This window comes from Fictibacillus enclensis (assembly GCF_001457035.1).
Lineage (GTDB): Bacteria > Bacillota > Bacilli > Bacillales > Fictibacillaceae > Fictibacillus_C > Fictibacillus_C enclensis.
The window spans coordinates 104482-123834 of the sequence record NZ_KQ758619.1; the positions used below are offsets into that span (position 1 = coordinate 104482).

The 19353-nt window shown below is 44.7% G+C and carries 18 protein-coding genes; 10 read left to right on the top strand and 8 right to left on the bottom strand.

The genetic code is table 11. The annotated features are described in order from the left end of the window. Positions 1 to 74: 74 nt before the first annotated feature. The 3 genes from AS030_RS15875 to AS030_RS15885 form a co-directional block, all read right to left on the bottom strand. Positions 75 to 767, bottom strand: coding sequence for a queuosine precursor transporter (locus tag AS030_RS15875; RefSeq protein ID WP_061973303.1), 693 nt, complete (start codon positions 765 to 767; stop codon positions 75 to 77). A 206-nt stretch (positions 768 to 973) separates the two neighbouring features. After that, positions 974 to 2107 (bottom strand): alanine dehydrogenase, encoded by a 1134-nt coding sequence (gene ald, locus AS030_RS15880; protein WP_061973306.1) that lies wholly within the window; start codon positions 2105 to 2107, stop codon positions 974 to 976. A 136-nt stretch (positions 2108 to 2243) separates the two neighbouring features. After that, positions 2244 to 3485 (bottom strand): PucR family transcriptional regulator, encoded by a 1242-nt coding sequence (locus AS030_RS15885; protein ID WP_061973309.1) that lies wholly within the window; start codon positions 3483 to 3485, stop codon positions 2244 to 2246. 169 nt (positions 3486 to 3654) lie between these two features. Here AS030_RS15885 and AS030_RS15890 point away from each other — a divergent pair, with 169 nt between their 5' ends. From AS030_RS15890 to AS030_RS15900, 3 genes are all read left to right on the top strand, one after another. Next, the gene (locus AS030_RS15890) at positions 3655 to 5361 is read left to right on the top strand and encodes a M3 family oligoendopeptidase (RefSeq protein WP_061973312.1); all 1707 of its coding nucleotides are present in this window, start codon (positions 3655 to 3657) and stop codon (positions 5359 to 5361) included. Between the two features lie 206 nt (positions 5362 to 5567). After that, positions 5568 to 6113: a DUF420 domain-containing protein gene (locus AS030_RS15895; RefSeq protein WP_061973324.1), complete on the top strand. Its 546-nt coding sequence runs from the start codon at positions 5568 to 5570 to the stop codon at positions 6111 to 6113. A gap of 104 nt (positions 6114 to 6217) precedes the next feature. Further along, complete coding sequence (locus tag AS030_RS15900; protein ID WP_061973326.1) at positions 6218 to 6457, top strand: hypothetical protein; 240 nt, start codon at positions 6218 to 6220, stop codon at positions 6455 to 6457. A 52-nt stretch (positions 6458 to 6509) separates the two neighbouring features. Here the strand turns inward: AS030_RS15900 and AS030_RS15905 are convergent, their stop codons facing one another. Next, positions 6510 to 7130 carry an NAD(P)-dependent oxidoreductase gene (locus tag AS030_RS15905; protein WP_061973329.1) on the bottom strand — a complete coding sequence of 207 codons (621 nt, stop codon included), beginning with the start codon at positions 7128 to 7130 and terminating at the stop codon, positions 6510 to 6512. Between the two features lie 127 nt (positions 7131 to 7257). On the opposite strand from AS030_RS15905, the gene AS030_RS15910 reads away from it, so the two are divergent. Beyond that, positions 7258 to 8130 carry an NAD(P)-dependent oxidoreductase gene (locus AS030_RS15910; protein ID WP_061973331.1) on the top strand — a complete coding sequence of 291 codons (873 nt, stop codon included), beginning with the start codon at positions 7258 to 7260 and terminating at the stop codon, positions 8128 to 8130. A 25-nt stretch (positions 8131 to 8155) separates the two neighbouring features. After that, entirely contained in the window at positions 8156 to 8533 is a 378-nt protein-coding gene (locus AS030_RS15915; RefSeq protein ID WP_061973334.1) for an SLAP domain-containing protein, read from the top strand. 418 nt (positions 8534 to 8951) lie between these two features. Here AS030_RS15915 and AS030_RS15920 read toward each other — a convergent pair whose 3' ends face one another. Both AS030_RS15920 and AS030_RS15925 read right to left on the bottom strand, forming a co-directional pair. Further along, the gene (locus AS030_RS15920; RefSeq protein ID WP_061973336.1) at positions 8952 to 9449 is read right to left on the bottom strand and encodes a YajQ family cyclic di-GMP-binding protein; all 498 of its coding nucleotides are present in this window, start codon (positions 9447 to 9449) and stop codon (positions 8952 to 8954) included. A gap of 239 nt (positions 9450 to 9688) precedes the next feature. Then, on the bottom strand, positions 9689 to 10039 hold the full coding sequence (locus tag AS030_RS15925; protein WP_061973339.1) for a YflT domain-containing protein: 351 nt from the start codon (positions 10037 to 10039) through the stop codon (positions 9689 to 9691). A 150-nt stretch (positions 10040 to 10189) separates the two neighbouring features. Between AS030_RS15925 and AS030_RS23725 the strand changes: the two genes are divergently transcribed. The 3 genes from AS030_RS23725 to AS030_RS15935 all read left to right on the top strand — a co-directional run bounded on the left by AS030_RS23725 (position 10190) and on the right by AS030_RS15935 (position 15816). Beyond that, positions 10190 to 10339 carry a lmo0937 family membrane protein gene (locus AS030_RS23725; protein WP_129478741.1) on the top strand — a complete coding sequence of 50 codons (150 nt, stop codon included), beginning with the start codon at positions 10190 to 10192 and terminating at the stop codon, positions 10337 to 10339. A gap of 264 nt (positions 10340 to 10603) precedes the next feature. Further along, positions 10604 to 14101, top strand: a complete 3498-nt coding sequence (locus tag AS030_RS15930; protein ID WP_061973342.1) for a bifunctional 2',3'-cyclic-nucleotide 2'-phosphodiesterase/3'-nucleotidase — start codon at positions 10604 to 10606, stop codon at positions 14099 to 14101. A 128-nt stretch (positions 14102 to 14229) separates the two neighbouring features. Further along, on the top strand, positions 14230 to 15816 hold the full coding sequence (locus tag AS030_RS15935) for a two-component system sensor histidine kinase NtrB (protein WP_061973345.1): 1587 nt from the start codon (positions 14230 to 14232) through the stop codon (positions 15814 to 15816). A 42-nt stretch (positions 15817 to 15858) separates the two neighbouring features. Here AS030_RS15935 and AS030_RS15940 read toward each other — a convergent pair whose 3' ends face one another. Beyond that, entirely contained in the window at positions 15859 to 16428 is a 570-nt protein-coding gene (locus AS030_RS15940) for a beta-class carbonic anhydrase (RefSeq protein ID WP_061973347.1), read from the bottom strand. 379 nt (positions 16429 to 16807) lie between these two features. Between AS030_RS15940 and AS030_RS15945 the strand changes: the two genes are divergently transcribed. Beyond that, a complete protein-coding gene (locus tag AS030_RS15945; RefSeq protein ID WP_061973350.1) occupies positions 16808 to 17041 on the top strand; it encodes a hypothetical protein in 234 nt (77 codons plus the stop codon). A gap of 314 nt (positions 17042 to 17355) precedes the next feature. Beyond that, positions 17356 to 17634, top strand: coding sequence for a YwdI family protein (locus AS030_RS15950; RefSeq protein ID WP_061973353.1), 279 nt, complete (start codon positions 17356 to 17358; stop codon positions 17632 to 17634). A gap of 41 nt (positions 17635 to 17675) precedes the next feature. Here the strand turns inward: AS030_RS15950 and AS030_RS15955 are convergent, their stop codons facing one another. Then, entirely contained in the window at positions 17676 to 19295 is a 1620-nt protein-coding gene (locus AS030_RS15955; RefSeq protein WP_061973356.1) for a glycoside hydrolase family 13 protein, read from the bottom strand. Positions 19296 to 19353: the final 58 nt, after the last annotated feature.

Here is a 19353-nt window from a genome sequence, read left to right on the forward strand (position 1 = left end):
GTTACTTGCGGTTCGGCAAAGAATACTTGCATATTACGTCATTTTCATAAATTCAAAAAAAGCGAAGCCCCGACTCAGGCTTCGCTTTTTTCTGTCTTAAATTTAAAGCTTCTTGCAATATAAATAACGGGAGTCGAAGCTGCCGATACAATAAATTTAAGTAAATAGGTGGTAATGAAGATTTCAAACCATACATTCCACTCGTACACGCCGGCAAAGGCGATGGTACAAAATACGAGAGAATCGATCAGCTGGCTCAGCAGCGTGCTTCCGTTGTTCCGGATCCAGAGCTGTCCGTATCCGGGAAAGGCCGCCTTCAGCATGGAATACAGTCGCACATCAATAAACTGGCTGATCAGATAGGCAGCAAGGCTGGCAGCAGCAAGACGAGGCATCAACCCGAACAGTGTTTCCATCGGCGTTTGAGCAATATCGCTCTGTGCCGGTTCAAAAAACAAGGTCATCTGCATGATGATCGTCGTCATGATAAGGGTGAAAAATCCAAACCAAACCGCTTTTTTGGCTTCTTTCTGACCGTACTTTTCATTCAGCAAGTCGGTAGAAAGGTATATTGTGGAATACATAGTATTACCGAGTGTCATCACCAAACCTAACATTTCTATCGTTTTGACGACCTGAATGTTGGCCAAAATGGTGGCTGCACCTACCCAGACATATAAACCCTGCTTTCCGAACACTCGGTAACAGGTTAAAAATAATATAAAGTTCACGAGGGCGAACAAAATGCCATAGTAAACGTTAAACACATTAATAACCTCCTAGTTTTGATACAGCGGGAGTTCTCGAACCGCATAGTATTTAGTTTTTGCACAAGGCTTTATTATAGGAGAAACCAAACAAGAAAGCAATGGTGACGCTGATTTCGACAAATTATTTACCGGGAAATATAATCCTTAACAAAAAAACACCCTCCCCTCTTGGACAAAAGAAGGAAGGGTGTTTCAATTATTCATCAGATTGCCTGGAATGCTTTTTCAAGTGCTGATTCTGCAGAAAGATATTCGTATCCAAGATCTTTAGCTACTGCTTCATACGTGATATGGCCGCCAGCAACGTTTAGACCCAACTTCAATGCCGGATTTGAAAGAACTGCCTCATTCACGCCTTTGTTTGCGATTTGAAGGGCGTAAGGAACAGTCACGTTTGTTAGTGCAATCGTAGAAGTACGGGGCACTGCACCAGGCATGTTGGCCACTGCATAGTGAACCACGCCATGCTTCACATACGTTGGGTTATCGTGAGTCGTGATATGGTCGACCGTTTCAAAGATTCCGCCCTGGTCAATCGCCACGTCCACGATGACAGATCCTGGTTTCATGGACTTGATCATTTCTTCGGTTACAAGCTTAGGCGCTTTTGCTCCCGGAATGAGTACGGCACCGATTACGAGGTCAGACTCGGCCACTGCATCTGCGATGTTCAGCGGGCTGGACATCAAGGTTTGTACGCTCTTTCCAAAAATATCCTCAAGCTGACGGAGACGGTCAGGGTTCAAGTCGATGATGGTTACGTCTGCACCAAGTCCTGCCGCTACTTTAGCTGCGTTTGTTCCAACGACACCGCCGCCGATGACGGTAACTTTCCCGCGTTTTACTCCTGGTACGCCGCCAAGCAAAATTCCTTTTCCACCTTTTGGTTTTTCAAGGAATTGCGCTCCGATTTGAGCGGACATGCGTCCAGCAACTTCACTCATTGGAGTCAGCAATGGAAGTGTGCGATTGTGTTCCACTGTTTCATAGGCGATGGCTGTCACACCGCTTTCGGTAAGAGCAGCTGCAAGCTCAGGCTCGGCTGCAAGGTGAAGATAGGTGAAAAGAATCAATCCGGAGCGGAAATACTTGTACTCGGAAGCAAGTGGTTCTTTTACCTTCATGATCATATCGGATTTCGCCCAGACATCTGCAGCACTGTCGATCATTGTAGCGCCGGCTGAAGCATAATCTTCGTTCGGAAAGCCGCTTCCTTCACCTGCGTTCGTTTCTACCAATACTTCATGTCCTGCTTTTATTAATGGCACAACACCCGCAGGCGTCAAAGCTACGCGATTCTCGTTGTTTTTAATCTCGGTAGGTACACCAATAATCATTGTAAATCCTCCTTGCGCCGTCAAAATGATGGCGTTTTCATTTCTGTGTTTTCAGTATAATCCTTTCTTTTTAAAATTTCTTTGTGGGGAAAAGAAAAAAGAAAGAGAAGCATTTGTGAAATTTCACAAATGCTTCTCAAGAAAAAAGACGCTGTATTTGTAAGTCCAGATAAAGCATCGTTTTCTGGTTCGTATTTTTATAATCAATCTGCCCAACCTCGGCAATACGTTTCAGCCGGTAGGTCAGGGTATTTAAGTGGATGTGCAGCACCGCTGCGGTCTGATGAGCATTGGAGCCGGCTGAAAGATAGGTGTCGAGCGTTTGGTACAAATCTGTCTTGTGGAGCCGGTCATATTCCTGCAATTTGGCAAGTGAGGGATTGTGATAGCGGCTCGCCTGCTGCTGTTCATGGATCACGTCGAGAAATTGATAGATGCCAAGGCTTTCATAGCCAAAAAGGTCTTCTACCCCCTCTGAAAACCGGTCTTTGATCTTGATGACCTGCTGAGCTTCCTTAAAGCTTTTTTCAGTAAGCTGATAGGCATTGTAGACACCACCAAACCCGGCAGTAATCCCCTTGACACCGAATCGTTCAGCCATCTGCTGGGTAAAGGAGCGGATAAATTCCTGCAGGATGTCGCGCAGATCCTCTTTTCGTGACGAGGTCACAAGCATGATCATCTGGTTTTCATCTGCTGCTGTCAGCTGTGCCTTTACGCTTTGGTTTACCGAAGTAATATAGCTTACGTTTTTCCCAAAGGCAGCATCAATTTCCTGAGGGAATTGAAAAATAAGGACAGAGACGGGTGAACATGGCATGATTCCAAGATCTCTCAAACTGTCAAGAATCGCTTCTTCACTATTCATATGCCCGGTTAACAGCTTCCAAAAGAACTCTTGAAGGCTCTCCTGTTTTCTTCTTGAACCTGTATAATGCTGCAGCAGCTGGTTCTTTGCTGATTGTGCCGCCTTCTTTAACAGTTTCAAATCTTCCTCCGCCAAGTGACGGTCGACTTCAAGCGCCCATATGTAGCCGAGAACTTCCTCGTTTTTGCGTATCGAAACCGCTACACGGTCGCCTAGTCCCACCTTTGAAATGGATGAGACACGAAGAGGTTCATCGCTGGACTGCAGACGGGGAATTACTCCATCCCTCCAAAGGCTGTTAATGACTTTTTCCGGTACACGTCGACCGATAATGGTGGCAATCCGTGCGGGGTCTGTGCTGTCTTCATGCGTGCTGTAAGCCAGCAAACGGTGATTGGCATCCTCAATGGTAACCGGGCAGTGAAGAACCTCACTGATAGTATCTGCCAGGTTCTCCAGACTTCCAAATGTCCCCTTGAACGGATCTTGTGGATGAGAAAAAGAGTTCATACGCTACGCTCCTGTAAAAGTACTGTTATCTCTATGATAAAACACCTATTGCTAAAGAAACTAGCTTTTTTATTATTTACCAAAGGATTCACTCCCAACAGCTTCTTCAAAAAAGGAAAAAGCGGGCGTTTTGTTGAATTCAGGACAGGTAGAGAAAGGGGAAGATCATATGAAATTTAGTCAGTTTGAGTATAAACGCCCTGATATGAACCAACTTCAACAGGATTTTCAGGAAAGGCTGAAAAGGTTTGAGTCAGCCCCGTCTTTTGAGGTCCAGGATCAGATATTAACAGAGCTGGTATCGCTGCGTAACCATTTTGAAAGCATGCAAAATATCGTACATATTCGTTACACGAGTAATACAGAAGATGCCTTTTATAAACAAGAACATGATTTTATGGATGAAAATGGCCCGCTTTATCAGGGGATGGTCAGCGACTTCTTCCGTGCACTCGTTAAGTCGAAATATCGAAAAGAACTGGAAAGCCACTGGGGCAAGCATTTATTCAACCTTGCGGATACAGAATTGAAGACGTATTCTCCTGAAGTGCTGGAGGATTTGAAACAGGAGAACCGGTTAAAAAGCCAGTATGTGAAGCTGCTTTCTTCTGCTCAAATCGAGTTTCAGGGAAAGAAAAGAACACTTGTCCAATTGATGCCGTTCACCCAATCTCCGGACAGAAACATAAGAAAGCAGGCGGTAAGTGCGCATTTCGGCTTTTTTAATGATCACAGAGAAGAACTCGACAGGATATACGATGACATGGTGAAGCTGCGTACCTCCATCGCCAAAAAGCTCGGGTTTTCAAACTTTGTGGAACTGGCTTATAACCGGCTGAACCGGACCGATTATAACAAAAATATGGTTAAGGTTTTCCGCGATCAGGTGAAAGAACAAATTGTTCCGTTCTGTAACAATCTGCGTGAGAAACAGCGGGTACGCATCGGTGTGGATTCGCTGAAATTTTATGATGAATCCTTCAGCTTTCCAGAGGGCAATCCGAAGCCAAAGGGAGATGCGGAGTGGATTGTGGCTCAGGGGGCAAAGGTATTCAAGGAGCTGTCTCCCGAAACAGATGAGTTCTATACGTTTATGGTGGAAAATGAACTGCTCGACCTGGTCGCGAAGGAAGGAAAGGCACCAGGTGGGTATTGCACGTATATCAGCGAATATCAATCTCCGTTCATTTTTACAAATTTCAATGGCTCCCAGGGTGATGTGCGGGTATTGATGCATGAAGCGGGTCACGCCTTTCAGGTTTATACGAGCAGGGGCTACGAGGTGCCGGAATACCAGTTTCCTACGCTCGAGGCCTGTGAGATTCATTCCATGAGCATGGAGCTGATCACCTATCCGTGGATGGACCGTTTCTTTGGTGAGGATACCGACCGGTTTTTGTATGACCATCTGGCGGCCGCTGTGAAATTTATTCCTTACGGCGTGGCCGTGGATGAGTTTCAGCATTTTGTGTATGAGAATCCGGACGTTTCGCCGCAGGAGAGGAAACAGGAATGGCGCCGGCTGGAGAAGAAGTATTTGCCGCACCGGGATCATGACGGTATACCATTCTTGGAAGAAGGCGGATATTGGCAGATGCAGACGCACATCTACAGGACCCCGTTTTATTACATTGACTACACGCTGGCACAGGTATGTGCTCTTCAGCTCTGGAAGCGCTCGAGGGAAAATCATAAAGCTGCCTGGCAGGATTACCTGGAGCTTTGTGAACAGGGTGGCAGCCTGCCGTTTACCGAGCTCGTCAATATCGCTGGGCTAATGTCTCCGTTTGAAGAAGGCTGTGTTGAATCGGTCATGAGTGAAGTGAGAAAATGGGAAGCACAGATCGATGACAAAACGTTTTTGCAAAAAACATAGTGATAGAGAACACCCCCCCCCCCGGCCTTTTTGAAGCCGGGGGTGTTTTATGAAAGGGCTTAGGATTGACATCCATCACAGTGAAATTTGTAGTTTTTTTGACAGATGGTCCAAACCCCCTGTTTCAAGGGGGAGTTAGCTTGGGGTTTATTGTCTACAATGGTAGAATAAGAAGCGACAGTAGATGATTTGAGGAGGACCAAGCTATGAGCGACCATTCGAATTCTGAAGTGAAACAGAGAAACTATACGCCTCTTGTGATCGGGCTTTCAATAGCGATTAACGTTCTTGTTGTTATTTTATTTTTCCTGCCGGCCTACAACGGCCACGTGGCATTTGATGTTCATTTACTGCCGCGCCTGAATGCGATTTTTAACAGCTTTACTTTTGTGTTCTTGCTTGCAGCATTGTTTTTTATCTTAAGAAAGAACATTACGATGCACAAGCGGTTTATTTACGCAGCGTTTACGACCACTTTTTTATTTTTACTCTCGTATGTGACGTATCATTATTTGTCAGAGTCCACAAGCTACGGTGGAGAAGGGCCATTACGGTACATTTACTTCTTTATTCTGATCACTCACATTATCCTTGCTGCATTGATTGTCCCGCTTGCCTTGTTTACACTCGCCCGCGGACTGAATATGCAGGTGGCCAAGCATAAGAAAATCGCCAGATGGACCATGCCGCTTTGGCTGTATGTCAGCTTAACCGGTGTTATTGTTTATTTGATGATCTCCCCGTATTATTAAGAAGCAGGAAACGTTCCTGCTTCTTTTTTACATAAAAAGAACCGAATAGCTTTGAGGCAAACGGGTAGTAATAAGAATGAATCCGAAACAAGGAGGAATACGATATGAGCAATCAGCAAAAACTGGAAGATGCGATACTGTATATCAAGGACAGTACGACTTACAGCGAGGACAACATCCGCCTCGTATTGAAAGAGGAAGGTCATTATTTTGAATTGCAGAATGCAGATGTCGACATGGATGAGCTTGTTGATTATCTGACCAGAAAGACTAACCTCACTGAGCTGGAAGTGAACGATATTTTGGAAAAAGAACTTGAATATTTCGAGGAAACCGAAGAGTAAAACCATAACAGCCCGGCAGGCGAACCTGTCCGGGCTGCTTTTTTATGAAATATCAATAAGCTATGCCAACACGGGAATGAAGAAATTCTTCAGAAGATAGCTGCTTATAAGCGAATTGAGCTGTATCTCCTGTGCTGATCTGCTTTCCTTCTAGAGGCAAAAAATCCTTTTCTGTCCGGTAACGGCCGGTTGGCGGCCCGTCTGGCAAATACGTGGGACAAACGATGGTCCAATCCAGGGACGACTCCTTGATGGCAAGGTACGCATCATGATGCTCGCGGGCGGCACGGGTCAATTTCCGTTTGGACTCACTGGATTGATAGCGAAGCAAACCAGGATCCGTACGGCTGTTCAGAATCCCTGCTGTACCAATTGTCAGCAGGCGCTTGATGCAGCGGTCTTGCATCGCCTTGATCACCAATGGAACAGCTTCCGTAAGAACGGTCCCGCCATCGGAACTGAGCGTGCTGACTACGGCGTCACATCCCTCGATGGCCTGTTCGATGTCTTCTTTCACGGTTGCATCTCCCCTGTACACTTGAAACGCGTTCATACCGGACGGAAGTTTTTCCGGGGTTCTCGCCAGAACATTCACCTGATGTCCATCCTTGGCGGCAAGGCGGGCGATTTCGTTTCCGACACGGCCGGTCGCCCCAAGTAATAATAATTTCAATGCGTTCTCCCCCTGTTTTGTTCTCTACCATTAACCATACTTGATGTGAGCTTTGTTTAGCAAAAGATTAGTATGTTATCTGTATATTCTCTATAATGAAACCAAGATAATAGAAGGAGGATGAAGCATGAGCGAGAAAAAGACAGTTGGTTTTGTGGGAACAGGCGTCATGGGGAAAAGCATGGCCGCCCATCTGCTAAAGGCAGGACATCCGGTACATATTTATACGAGAACAAAGGAAAAAGCGGAAGACTTGATCAAGCAGGGGGCACAGTGGAAGGAGACGGTTGCGGAAGTTGCGCAAACCTCTCAGGTTGTCATTTCCATGGTAGGCTATCCTTCGGATGTGGAAGAGGTGTATTTTGGGGAAAAGGGCATTCTCGAAAACGCTGAAGAAGGCACCTATTTGATTGACATGACGACCTCCAGCCCCTTGCTTGCACAGAAAATCGATGCCCGTGCGAAGGAATTAAACCTACATGCGCTGGATGCCCCGGTATCAGGTGGGGATGTAGGAGCCCGGGAAGCAAGGCTTTCCATCATGGTCGGAGGAGAAAAGGAAGATTTTGAAGCGGTTCTTCCTGTTTTTGAGTTAATGGGGCAAAATATCGTTTATCAGGGAAAAGCGGGTGCGGGCCAGCATACAAAAATGTGCAACCAAATCGCCATCGCATCGGGCATGATTGGTGTTTGCGAAGCTGTCATTTACGCCGAAAAAGCCGGTTTGGATCCAAACACAGTATTGAAAAGCATTGAATCTGGAGCAGCAGGAAGCTGGTCACTTTCCAATTTGGCCCCGCGGATCATCAAAGGAAACTTTGAACCTGGATTTTACGTGAAACATTTTATTAAAGATATGAAGATTGCGCTCGAATCAGCAGGTGAGATGGGGATTTTGACACCCGGATTGCAGCTGGCCAAGGATTTGTACGAGGAGCTGGCCGAAATGGGCGAAGAGAACAGCGGCACTCATGCCCTGTATAAACGCTTAAAGGCCTGAATGGTAAACAGAAGGAGGTGATCGTATGCAGCGTCTTATCTATGAAAGTGCATGGGACAAGACCATCGCAGCACAAGATCGGAAAATGATCGAGGAAATCTTTAATGAGACGTTAGAGGAGAACGGACTAAACGTTACGTTCCCGCTCATACGCTCCGCATTGAACCATAAAGGAGATCTTCTCGTTACGTGCCTCATTCATAACTTTGGCAGCGAACCGTTCTTCATCGAAGATACAGAGCTAACGTATAAGGAAGACGGTGCGTTGATCGCGGAAATGGCATTTACCACTCCGCAGGTTCAACTGCCTCCCCAAACCAGCATGCCCTGGACCTTTATATTTCCTAAAGCCTTGATTCATAAGGAACCTGCTCATACTGGCGGCAAGCTGGATTTTAAATAGAAAAGGGGATGCCTGAAAGTCAAAAATTGACCTACAGGGATCCCCTTTTTGCGTAAAAAAGCTTAGTGGAAGGTGCGAGATCCTCGAAAATGAACACCGCATTTTCTTCGTGCGATGTATCGCTGCCGAAGCCTTCCTTGTCCTGCGGGACTAGCGTGACAGGTGAGACTAAGGAGGTGCTAGCACCGGTACCGCAGGCGCTTGCGCCAGAAGGTAGGCGTTCACGCCGGTAAGGTAGGCGTTCACGCCGGTAAGGTAGGCGTTCACGCCGGTAAGGTAGGCGTTCACGCCGGTAAGGCTCACCGCACGCCCCGCGAAATTAGGCGCTCGCGCCGGTAAGGTAGGCGTTCACGCCGGTAAAAGCGAGCGGCCTGGAACGAAAATCAACGGCTTCCAGACTTCTTAGACAGCCCGATTTTTATCGATAGTTAATGAACTGTACATCAATCGGCAAATCTGCCTGGCGGATGGCCGAGATGATCTGCTGAAGATCGTCCCGGCTTTTGCCCGATACCCGCACTTGGTCATCCTGGACCTGGCTTTTTACCTTAACACCGGAATTTTTGATGATCGTGTTGATCTTTTTGGCATTATCTTTGTCAATGCCCTGTACAAGCTTGGCACGCTGGCGCACCGTTCCACCTGACGCCTGCTCGATTTTGGAATAATCCAGGTTTTTAATGGGAACTTCACGCTTGATCAGTTTGCTGATCAATACGTCCTTCAACTGCTCCATTTTGTATTCATCATCGGAAACCAGTGTGAGCTCCTCGCTGCTTTTGTCCAGGGAAATGTCACTTTTGCTTCCCTTAAAATCATAGCGGTTTTTAATTTCTTTCATCGCGATGTTAATCGCATTGTCCACCTCGGAAAGGTCAACCTTTGAAACAATGTCAAATGAGCTTTCTTTACTCAATCGATCCGCCTCCTTTATGTAATCTATCAATCTTCTATACTCATATTATATTAGCTGACCATAGTTTTGACAAAATCCTGTAAAAATATAATGGGGGCCCTTGCGATAATGATGAATCCTATCAAAAGAGACCAACTTACGAGTGGATTGTCTAGGGCGAAAAGGTTATCCGAGTGAATCCTCAATAAAACAAAAAGGAGGCAGACTTCATGAAAGAAGTCCGCCTCTTTTACCTATGATTAAACCCAAGTATCCAAGTTGTTTTCACCTTTAACGAGTACAAGCACTTTTCCCTGATCAAGCTTCTTTTCGTATTCATCGGCTTCCAAAGAGCTTAAGCCGATCTCTTCTAATTTACTGCGAAGCTCATCTCCACGTTTTCGGAAGACATTTTTAATGGCAGTTCCGAGTCCTTGTTCAGGAGTACCAATGGTGTTGGCATCTGCTGCATCAGCGATCGCCCTGGTATCATCCTTTTCATGAGCAAGTACATAGACGTCTTCCTGGTCAATTCCTCTTGTTTCAAGTTCCTGAACAGCAGTAATGACTTCCTGGTCTGTTGTAAATTCACGTACTAATGGTTTTGCCATGGGTAAAATACCTCCTTATAATTCGTTACAGTTGTTCAATACACGTTTTCCGGATGTGATAAACATGGAAGAATCCTCCTTGGTGTTTGAGTCGCCTTTGTTTAGGGGAAAATAATGCATATAAAACAGTAAAGAAAGGATGAGAGACAAATGTTATGGACCATTATTGGAATACTGATCCTGCTTTGGATATTAGGCCTTGTATTCAAAATTGCGGGCGGCCTTATTCATATTCTCCTGATCGCAGCGGTTATCGTTCTGATCTTTAAATTCATCAAAGGACGAGCAACGAGACATTAGTGACAAAATTTAACAAATAATAATCAAAAAGAAACTGCCGGCCTATTCAGCCGGCAGTTTTTTAGTGCCATTTTCTTTGTTTAAAAGTGAACGATAAAACAAAACATAGGTGAAACGTACCGATTTACTTAGGTGTTTTTCCTTATTTTTTACAAAAAATTAACACATTTACCTTTATTTTATCAATAAAGTCTTTTATTTTTATTTTCAAAATATATAATGAGATTGGCAGCAAAATAACTAAAAGACTTTAGGGGGATACATATGGGGAAAAAGTCCTTTTCAGCAATGGGGCGCACATTACTGGCATCAACGATGGCATTATCTGTGCTGGCCTCGCCGTTAACGTTTGATTCAGTGCAGGCAGCAGCCAAAAGCCAAAAGCAAAGCAAAACGGAAGCCGTTCAGCTAAGAATTTTAGGAACCACGGATATTCACACCCACATCGCCAATTACGATTACTATAAAGATGCTGAAACCGAAGAGTTCGGCTTGGCCAAAACCGCGACTCTGATCAAGAAGGCAAGAAGCGAATCCAAAAACAGTATGCTTTTTGACAACGGAGACCTGATTCAGGGTAACCCTCTTGGCGATTACAAAGCAAAGGTTGACAAGCTGAAACCCGGAGAGGTGCACCCGGTCTACAAAGCGATGAAGCTTTTGGATTATGATGCTGCAACGGTTGGAAACCACGAATTCAACTATGGACTTGACTATCTTCAGGAAGTCCTTAATGATGCTCCGTTTCCTTATGTAAATGCCAATGTCTATAAAGATGACCATGACAAGAATCCCAACAACGATAAAAACTATTTCAAACCCTATAAAATCATCAAGAAAAAAGTCACCGACCAGCACGGAAGAAAACAAGTCATTAAGGTAGGCGTAATCGGTGCTGTTGCTCCGCAGATTACTTTGTGGGACAAGGCTAACCTTGATGGAAAAGTCATCACAAAGGATATAGTGGACAGCGTCAAAGCCAATATTCCTAAAATGAAAAAAGACGGTGCCGACCTCATAGTGGTTCTGGCCCACTCCGGAATCGGCGATGCCGACCGAAAGCAAATGGAAGAGGATGCGGCTTATGATCTGACAAAGGTCAAAGGCATCGATGCCATTATTTCGGGTCACAACCATAAAACCTTCCCAGGTGATTTTGCAGACCTACCAGGGGTGGATGAGAAGAACGGAACCATTAACGGCAAGCCTGTCATCATGCCTGGTAACTGGGGCAACCAGCTTGGCGTAATGGATCTCAGTCTTGTTAAGGCTAAAGGAAAGTGGATGGTTGCCAGAGCGAAGACGCAGCTTAGAGCAGTCTACGACAAAAATACGAAGAAAAGTCTTGCGAAAACCGATGAAAGCATCATAAGGGCGATCAAAAAGGACCATCAGGGAACGATTGATTATGTCCGCCAGCCAGTCGGACAAACGACGGCAGACATTAACAGCTACTTTGCACTCGTACAAGATGATCCATCGATTCAAATCGTAACCAACGCGCAAAAGTGGTACGTTGAAAAGCAATTAAAAGGAACAAAGGATGAAGGCCTTCCAGTTCTTTCTGCAGGAGCGCCATTTAAAGCAGGCGGCCGAAACGGAGCCAGCTATTATACCAATATTCCAAAAGGAACCATTGCGATTAAAAACGTTTCTGACTTGTATTTGTATCCGAATACGGTTGCGACCGTTAAGGTAAAAGGATCAGACGTAAAAGAATGGCTTGAAATGTCTGCGGGACAGTTCAATACCATTGATGCATCCAAAAAAGAGGAACAACAGCTTGTTAACAATGATTTCCCAACCTACAATTTTGATGTCATTGATGGCGTAACTTATGATATCGATGTGACACAGCCGGCGAGATATGATAAAGACGGAAATGTCATTCATGGAGACAGCAGCCGTATCAAAAATCTTCAGTACAACGGCAAACCAATCGACAACAACCAGGAATTTATCGTGGCAACTAATAACTATCGTGCGAGCGGTCTGTTCCCGGGCGTGAAAAACAAATCCGAAGTAAATCTGTATCCGGATGAAAACCGGCAAGTGATCATCGATTATATCCGCGATCTTGGCACAATCGACCCTTCAGCCGACCAAAACTGGAAGTTCGCGCCTGTTGCAGGAGAACCAAGTGTAACATTTGAGTCTGCACCGGATGCACAGAACGCTGTTCCGGCAGATGGGTCCATCAAATACGAGGGAGCCGCTGCAGAAGGGTTCGCTAAATATTCGTATAAATTGAAAAAGCTGCAAAACATCAGTGTACAGCTTTTGGGCATTAATGATTTTCATGGACAGCTCGACACCTTCAATGCAAAACTGAATGCCGGAGGAGCGGAATATTTGGCTGCCTACTTAAAGCAGCGTGAAGCCACGAACCCGAACACTCTTCTTCTCCATGCGGGTGATGCGGTTGGCGCAAGTTCCCCGGTATCCGCATTGCTTCAGGATGAGCCTACGATCCGCTTTTTAAACAAGCTTGGATTTGATGCAGGGACCCTCGGAAACCATGAATTTGATGAAGGTGTAAAAGAAATGCTCCGCCTCATCAAAGGAGGAAGCCACCCCAAAACCGAAGCGAAGTACGGACCGTTTGAAGGAGCCAACTTCCCGTATGTTGCAGCAAATGTTTTGGATTCGAAGACAGGCCAGCCGATCCTTGATCCGTATGTGATTAAAGAAGTTGGCGGAGCTAAAATCGGAATTATCGGGGTTGTTTTGTCTGATACGCCAAGCATTGTGATCCCGAGCGGGGTAGAAGGTGTAGTCTTTACAGATGAAGCGGAAGCCATTAATAAGTACGCGAAGGAACTTGAAAATAAAGGTGTGAAATCCATTGTTGTGCTTGCCCATAACCCGGCAACCTCTACAGCAGACGGGCAAAACGCTACGGGTGAGCTGGTTGATATCGCCAATAAAGTAGATGATGAAGTGGATGTGATGTTCGGCGGCCATAATCATGCGCTGACTAATGCTGTCGTCGACAACAAGCTTCTTGTTCAGTCCTATTCGTCAGGAACGGCTTTCTCGGATGTGGATTTGGAAATTGATCCTGTAACTCAGGATATTGTTAAGAAAAAAGCGGAAGTCGTTAATGTAGACCGCAGCAAGATTGCACCAGATTCTGAAATTAAGGCATTTGTAGACCATTATGTGGCAGACGTGGCTCCTATTTTGAATGAAGTGATTGGAACCACTCCAAACTATATCAGCAAAGACATTAATGCAGACGGGGAATCCACAATGGGGAACCTGATCGCAGATTCAATGAAGGCCCAAACCGGAACGGATTTTGCCTTTATGAACCCGGGAGGCGTACGGGCTGATATTGATGCGGGAGAAATTACATGGAAGGAAGCTTTCACCGTGCAGCCTTTCGGCAATGATCTCGTAACTATGGATTTGACCGGCGCCCAGGTAAAAAGCCTGCTGGAAGAACAATGGGCGGATCCAACCCGTGCTAAAATTTTGCAGATCTCTGGATTGAAGTTCACCTATGACGATTCAAAACCTGCAGGTGAACGGATTGTGAGCATTACGCTTCCAGATGGAACGGCTGTGGATGCAGCCAAAACGTATTCTGTTACGGTGAATAATTTTATGGCCGGCGGCGGAGATGGGTACACAACGTTACTTGATGGTAAAAACTCAAGTGTAAACATTGTGGACCTAGATGCTCTCGTCAAATACATCAAAGCCAAAGGAAGCGTTGATCCAAAAATCGAAGGAAGAATCACAAAGCTTAACAAGTAATTTGCATCAAACATTGAAACCAGCTCAGCACCCGAGCTGGTTTTTTCTTGTCCGTGCTGTAAGTACGCTCTGTAACTTGTGATATAATCCAGTTATTGGCGCACTTTTCGTACAAAGGAGTCATGATTGTGAATGAATACCGTTCAGAGCAAATCGATGTAATAAAAGGAAGAAATCATCTTTTGTATAAGGTGCTGTGGGGCTTCTTTATCGTGGATCTTCTTATCGATTTTTGGGTTGATCCAGAGATCGCCTTATTTATGCTGCCGCTTGGTGCTGTTGTCTTTGGTATTGTTACATATCTGGCTATCAGTAACAGGCATCCTGTCTTCACCATGTATTTTACCGTTTCGAGTTTTTACTTTTTTCTGTTTTGCCTTTTATGGGTGCAGCCCATTATGGTGAATTACCTCTATATATGGTTTTGTTTTATATTGAGCACCATTTATCATCAGTACCGTGTGATTGTCTATGCCGGAGTTCTGTCGATTGCCATGTCTTCCTATTTCTTTTTGGCCGATAGAGAGCTTTTTGCCAATGTGGAAGACTTTGATCTTATTTTTATCATCCTGTTTTTTGTATTTGTAACGCTTTTTTTCAGCCTGTCTTCCCAGTTCACGGAAACGCTCCGTCTGAATTCCGAGAAACGCGAAAAACAGACGGCAAGTAAGCTGACAGAAACAAGAGAATATTTTCATTCCATCATCTCGCAAACCGCGGATGCCATTCTGGTGCAAAGTAAAAATGGCGATGTAATGACAGTGAACAGAGCATTTCTCGAGCTGTATGGATGGAATGAGGAGGAAATGAGAAATATTCCTTTTCAGCATATTCCTGCCACGCAAAAGACGGTGTTCAATGAGGTGTTAAGCAAAATTGTAAATGGAGAAGCCGTTTCGGGGTATGAAATGGTCAATCAAAAAAAATCAGGCGAGCTGTTCCCTGTTTCAGTCACCTTTTCCCCGATTCGGAATGTGGATGGCTCAATCAGGGCCATTGCAGGGATATACCGGGACATTACGGAAGCAAAAAGGACAGAAGAATTAATTATACAATCTGAAAAATTATCGGTGATCGGCCAGCTGGCGGCAGGTGTGGCACACGAAATCAGGAACCCGTTGGCGATCTTGTCAGGATTTGTGCAATTTATGCGGGAGGAAAAAATCTCTGAAGAGTACACCGGAATCATGCTGACAGAAATCAACCGGATGAATCAAATACTTGAAGAATATATGCAGCTGGCCAAGGCGAAACCGTTTACCACAAGCGAGCTGGATCTCACCGCTCTTGTTAAAGAAACGCTTGTATTAATGGAAGCTTTCGCAAGCCTTTCAAATATATCCATCCATTATACAATGCAGGCCGATAACTGCATGATAAAAGGAGATGCCAATTCCCTGAAGCAGGTATTAATCAATCTGATAAAAAATGCTGTTGAAGCCTCCGAGCAGGGAAGCAAGATTGAGGTTATCGTTAAACGGACGAACGGTTATGCCACCATTGAAGTAAAGGACGAGGGACAGGGGCTTGCTCATGAAGACTTAAAAAGACTGGGAGAGCCATTCTTTACAAAAAAAGAAACCGGAACAGGTCTCGGTTTGATGGTGAGCTTTAAAATTATCGAACTGCATCAAGGAGAAATTACAGTGACGAGTGAACCTAATACAGGCACCATCTTTTCCGTTATGCTCCCTGAGCTTAATAAAAACAAGTAAAAAAGGAACAGCTGCATATGCAGGCTGTTCCTTTTTCCTTTATTATCCGTTGTTTTTGTAGCCATCGATGACCACATCAAGCTTTCCTGTCTCAGGGTCGATAACAAGGCCATGGACGGGGACTGATTGGGGAAGCAATGGGTGGTGCTTTACAAGATTAACGCTGCTTTCCACGGCATCCTCTACCTTATCAAATCCTCTGAGCCACTGGTTGAGGTCCATCCCTGAGTATTTCAACGTGTTAAGCGTTTCTTCGGTGATGCCCTTGCCTTTCATTTTTTCCATGAAATCGTCCGGGTTCATGGCGCTCATACCACAGTCATGGTGGCCGATGACACACACCTCAGACGCTTTTAAGGCGTAAATGGCAACCAGGATGCTTCTCATAACGCTTCCGAATGGATGGGCGATAATAGCTCCCGCCGTTTTAATAATTTTTACGTCGCCGTTTTTTACATTCATAGCTTGAGGAAGCAGCTCCGTAAGCCTGGTATCCATACATGAAATAATGACCAGCTTTTTCTCTGGATACTTGGTTGCTTCATATTTTTCATACTCTTTATTCGCCACGAATTTCTCGTTAAACGATAGGATTTCATTTAGAATTGCCACGTCTGTTTTCCCTCCATTTTATTATACTGTTATCTATTTTAGCGAATTTCCCGCAAAAATCAAAATTTCTATTGTTTTTATTAGACGAAACAAGCCTGTTATCGATAAAAAAACAGGGAGTTGGAACGCGTGTTTGCAGGCTGGTCATTAAAATCCTTCGTTTTTTGTAGGACAACGAAAACATATGTAGGAAAAAAACAAGCAAACCAAGCACATTGTGACAAACATTTCCATTGTCTCTTCGTATAATCAAACTATCAAGAACATAAGCATATAGGTTACTCCAACATCATGTCAGGAAGGAAGGGGGACAGGCAGAAGGAAGACGGAAGATCATCCATTTAAAATAGATGGACCAATTAAAAGGGGGATAACGGATATGGAATCCATGTATTTACTTGCTATTATTCTATTTACGGTGAATGTGATGTTTCAAAAAGCGGTTGCTTTGATGGTGACAAGAGTGGAACAAGCCGTTCTGGTGAATGAGCAAAAATTCAAACTGACGGGCTTACTGGCCAAGATGGTGAAAAAGAAGGAACGGCCTTTCCTGACTAAGATCAATGTCTTTGCTCGCGAACGACGCAATGTGCAGTGGGTGGATACCTCTTAACTAACATAAAAGTGAATGAAATATGAGGGGAGAGGGTAAATGGCAAATGATATTACTTAGGATGGCTAGATATTATTTAGTAATACTTAAAGAGTTTGATCAACAAAAAGGGCATTCTGCTGGCAGATCCAAACGTCTTATAAAACGAATAATTCATATTGTTTTGCGGCCTGGATCACCGTGAGCCTCTATGAATTAAATAATTATGCGCGGAGTATGTCGGGCAGTCTCTTTAGGGCTGTCTTTTTTTCGTGTGCAAAAAATATGGTAGAATAAAATTACCATTAAAGGCTACTAAAAAAGGAGAACACGCTATGAGTATTTCTCTCCGTCACATTATTAATCAGATGGAAAAGCATGTGAATGAATTAAAACAGCTGCCGGAACGGTCTTCCAAAGTGAAAGAGCATGCAGCCGCGATTCGTGCGCTGAGTGACCTGATGCTGGATGCCGGTGAAACGACTGAAGAGAACCAGTGGACACCACCCTCTCAAATTTCCGCCCCTCCAGGTTTTTCAGGAACGTTGCCTAAAAAACCACAGAAAATGGATGATGATGAGGACGGCAATGGTGAATCGATCTTTGATTTTTAAAAAAGCTCATTCCCTAAATTAAAAAGGGATGAGCTTTTTCTTTAAAGCTGATAAATTCTCGCTTCGTGAGGCTGCAACGCAGTAAGCTCCTGAATGTCCTGATAGTTTCCAAGAATAAGCTTCTTGCCGCTGATGGACAATGTATCGGGCAGCGATACGGTATTCGGCTCATTGCTGTGGTTCAGTAGAATCAGCCAGGTTACATCCCCAAGGCTTCTCGTATAGGCATAGATGTGCGGGTCCCCTTTAGAATGATCATGATAGTCGCCATAAACCATCACATCATGCTCTTTACGGAGAGAAATGAGTTTTTGATAAAAGTAAAAAACGGAGTCAGGATCCTTTAACGCGTCTTCCACATTGATTTTTGTATGGTTCGGATTGACGGCAATCCATGGTTCTCCATTCGAAAACCCTGCATTGGTGCTTGCATCCCATTGCATGGGAGTACGTGAATTATCACGGCTTAACGGCTGCAATTCGGCCAATACTTCTGAAGGCTCCCTCCCCTTTTGGGTTTCTTCCTCATATTTGTTTTTCATGGCAATATCCTGGTAGTCGTCGATCGATGAAAATTTGACGCCTGTCATCCCGATTTCTTCACCTTGGAAAATGTAAGGCATGCCAGGAACCGTATGCAGCATAGTGGCAAGAAGCTTTGCCGATTCGCGGCGGTACTCCTTGTCATTTCCGTATCGGGTGACCTGGCGTGTATGATCGTGGTTATTCAGAAATTGTGAGTTCCATCCTTTTCCGTGCAATCCCTCATACCAGGTTTCCTGAATTGCTTTGTATCGCAGCATATCCCAAGATGGCATATCATCGGCCACCTGAAAATGAAATAGCGTATTTAATTCATGTCGGTCCTCTCCTACGTACTTTAAGCCGTCTTCAGGCGTCACAAATGGAATTTCCCCGACTGTCATCACATCATACTGGCTCAATACCTTTTCATTCATTTCTTGAAGATACTCATGAATGCCCGGATTATTTCCCAGGTAATCGATCTTTTCAGGGTGTTCGGCGTTTGGGAATCCCTCTTGTTTGGCCAAAAGATTGATCACATCCATACGGAAGCCATCGATTCCTTTATCAAGCCAAAACCTCATCATGCTGTATATTGCTTCCCGTACCTCTTTGTTCTCCCAGTTTAAATCAGGCTGCTGAACCGCAAAGGAATGCATATAATATTGTCCGGTAGGCTCGTCCCATTCCCACACAGATGGGGTGAAATAGGAGCGCCAGTTGTTCGGCTTCCCGCCATTGACAGGTTCTTTCCAGATATACCAATCCCGTTTGGGGTTATCTTTAGAGGAACGGGACTCCAGAAACCATGAATGCTCATCTGATGTATGGTTAACCACCAGATCCATAATCAGTTTTAACCCGCGTTGATGGGCTTCGTCGAGCAGCCGTTCCCACGTTTCCATGGCGCCTGCCTTTTTCATAATAGACCCATAGTCTGAAATATCATAGCCGTTGTCCAGATCGGGTGATTCATAGACCGGATTCAGCCAGATGACATCCACGCCCAGTTTTTTTATATAATCAAGCTTGGCGATTACACCCTCCAAATCACCAAATCCATCACCGTCTGTGTCATAAAAGCTTCTCCAGTAAACCTGGTAAACGACTGCTTCTTTCCACCATGTTCGTTTCATGTGCTCCATCCTCTCTTTTTTCTTTTATTATGAAGCAAGTCTTCATTACTTGAAAGGA

What these genes read in the sequence shown, in the direction of transcription:
- AS030_RS15955 (WP_061973356.1), bottom strand. Translation starts at nt 19,295, where the DNA reads ATGAAACGAACATGGTGGAAAGAAGCAGTCGTTTACCAGGTTTACTGG.
- AS030_RS15950 (WP_061973353.1), top strand. Translation starts at nt 17,356, where the DNA reads ATGAGTATTTCTCTCCGTCACATTATTAATCAGATGGAAAAGCATGTG.
- AS030_RS15930 (WP_061973342.1), top strand. Translation starts at nt 10,604, where the DNA reads ATGGGGAAAAAGTCCTTTTCAGCAATGGGGCGCACATTACTGGCATCA.
- AS030_RS23725 (WP_129478741.1), top strand. Translation starts at nt 10,190, where the DNA reads ATGTTATGGACCATTATTGGAATACTGATCCTGCTTTGGATATTAGGC.
- AS030_RS15900 (WP_061973326.1), top strand. Translation starts at nt 6,218, where the DNA reads ATGAGCAATCAGCAAAAACTGGAAGATGCGATACTGTATATCAAGGAC.
- AS030_RS15945 (WP_061973350.1), top strand. Translation starts at nt 16,808, where the DNA reads ATGGAATCCATGTATTTACTTGCTATTATTCTATTTACGGTGAATGTG.
- AS030_RS15885 (WP_061973309.1), bottom strand. Translation starts at nt 3,485, where the DNA reads ATGAACTCTTTTTCTCATCCACAAGATCCGTTCAAGGGGACATTTGGA.
- AS030_RS15895 (WP_061973324.1), top strand. Translation starts at nt 5,568, where the DNA reads ATGAGCGACCATTCGAATTCTGAAGTGAAACAGAGAAACTATACGCCT.
- ald (WP_061973306.1), bottom strand. Translation starts at nt 2,107, where the DNA reads ATGATTATTGGTGTACCTACCGAGATTAAAAACAACGAGAATCGCGTA.
- AS030_RS15910 (WP_061973331.1), top strand. Translation starts at nt 7,258, where the DNA reads ATGAGCGAGAAAAAGACAGTTGGTTTTGTGGGAACAGGCGTCATGGGG.
- AS030_RS15915 (WP_061973334.1), top strand. Translation starts at nt 8,156, where the DNA reads ATGCAGCGTCTTATCTATGAAAGTGCATGGGACAAGACCATCGCAGCA.
- AS030_RS15925 (WP_061973339.1), bottom strand. Translation starts at nt 10,039, where the DNA reads ATGGCAAAACCATTAGTACGTGAATTTACAACAGACCAGGAAGTCATT.
- AS030_RS15890 (WP_061973312.1), top strand. Translation starts at nt 3,655, where the DNA reads ATGAAATTTAGTCAGTTTGAGTATAAACGCCCTGATATGAACCAACTT.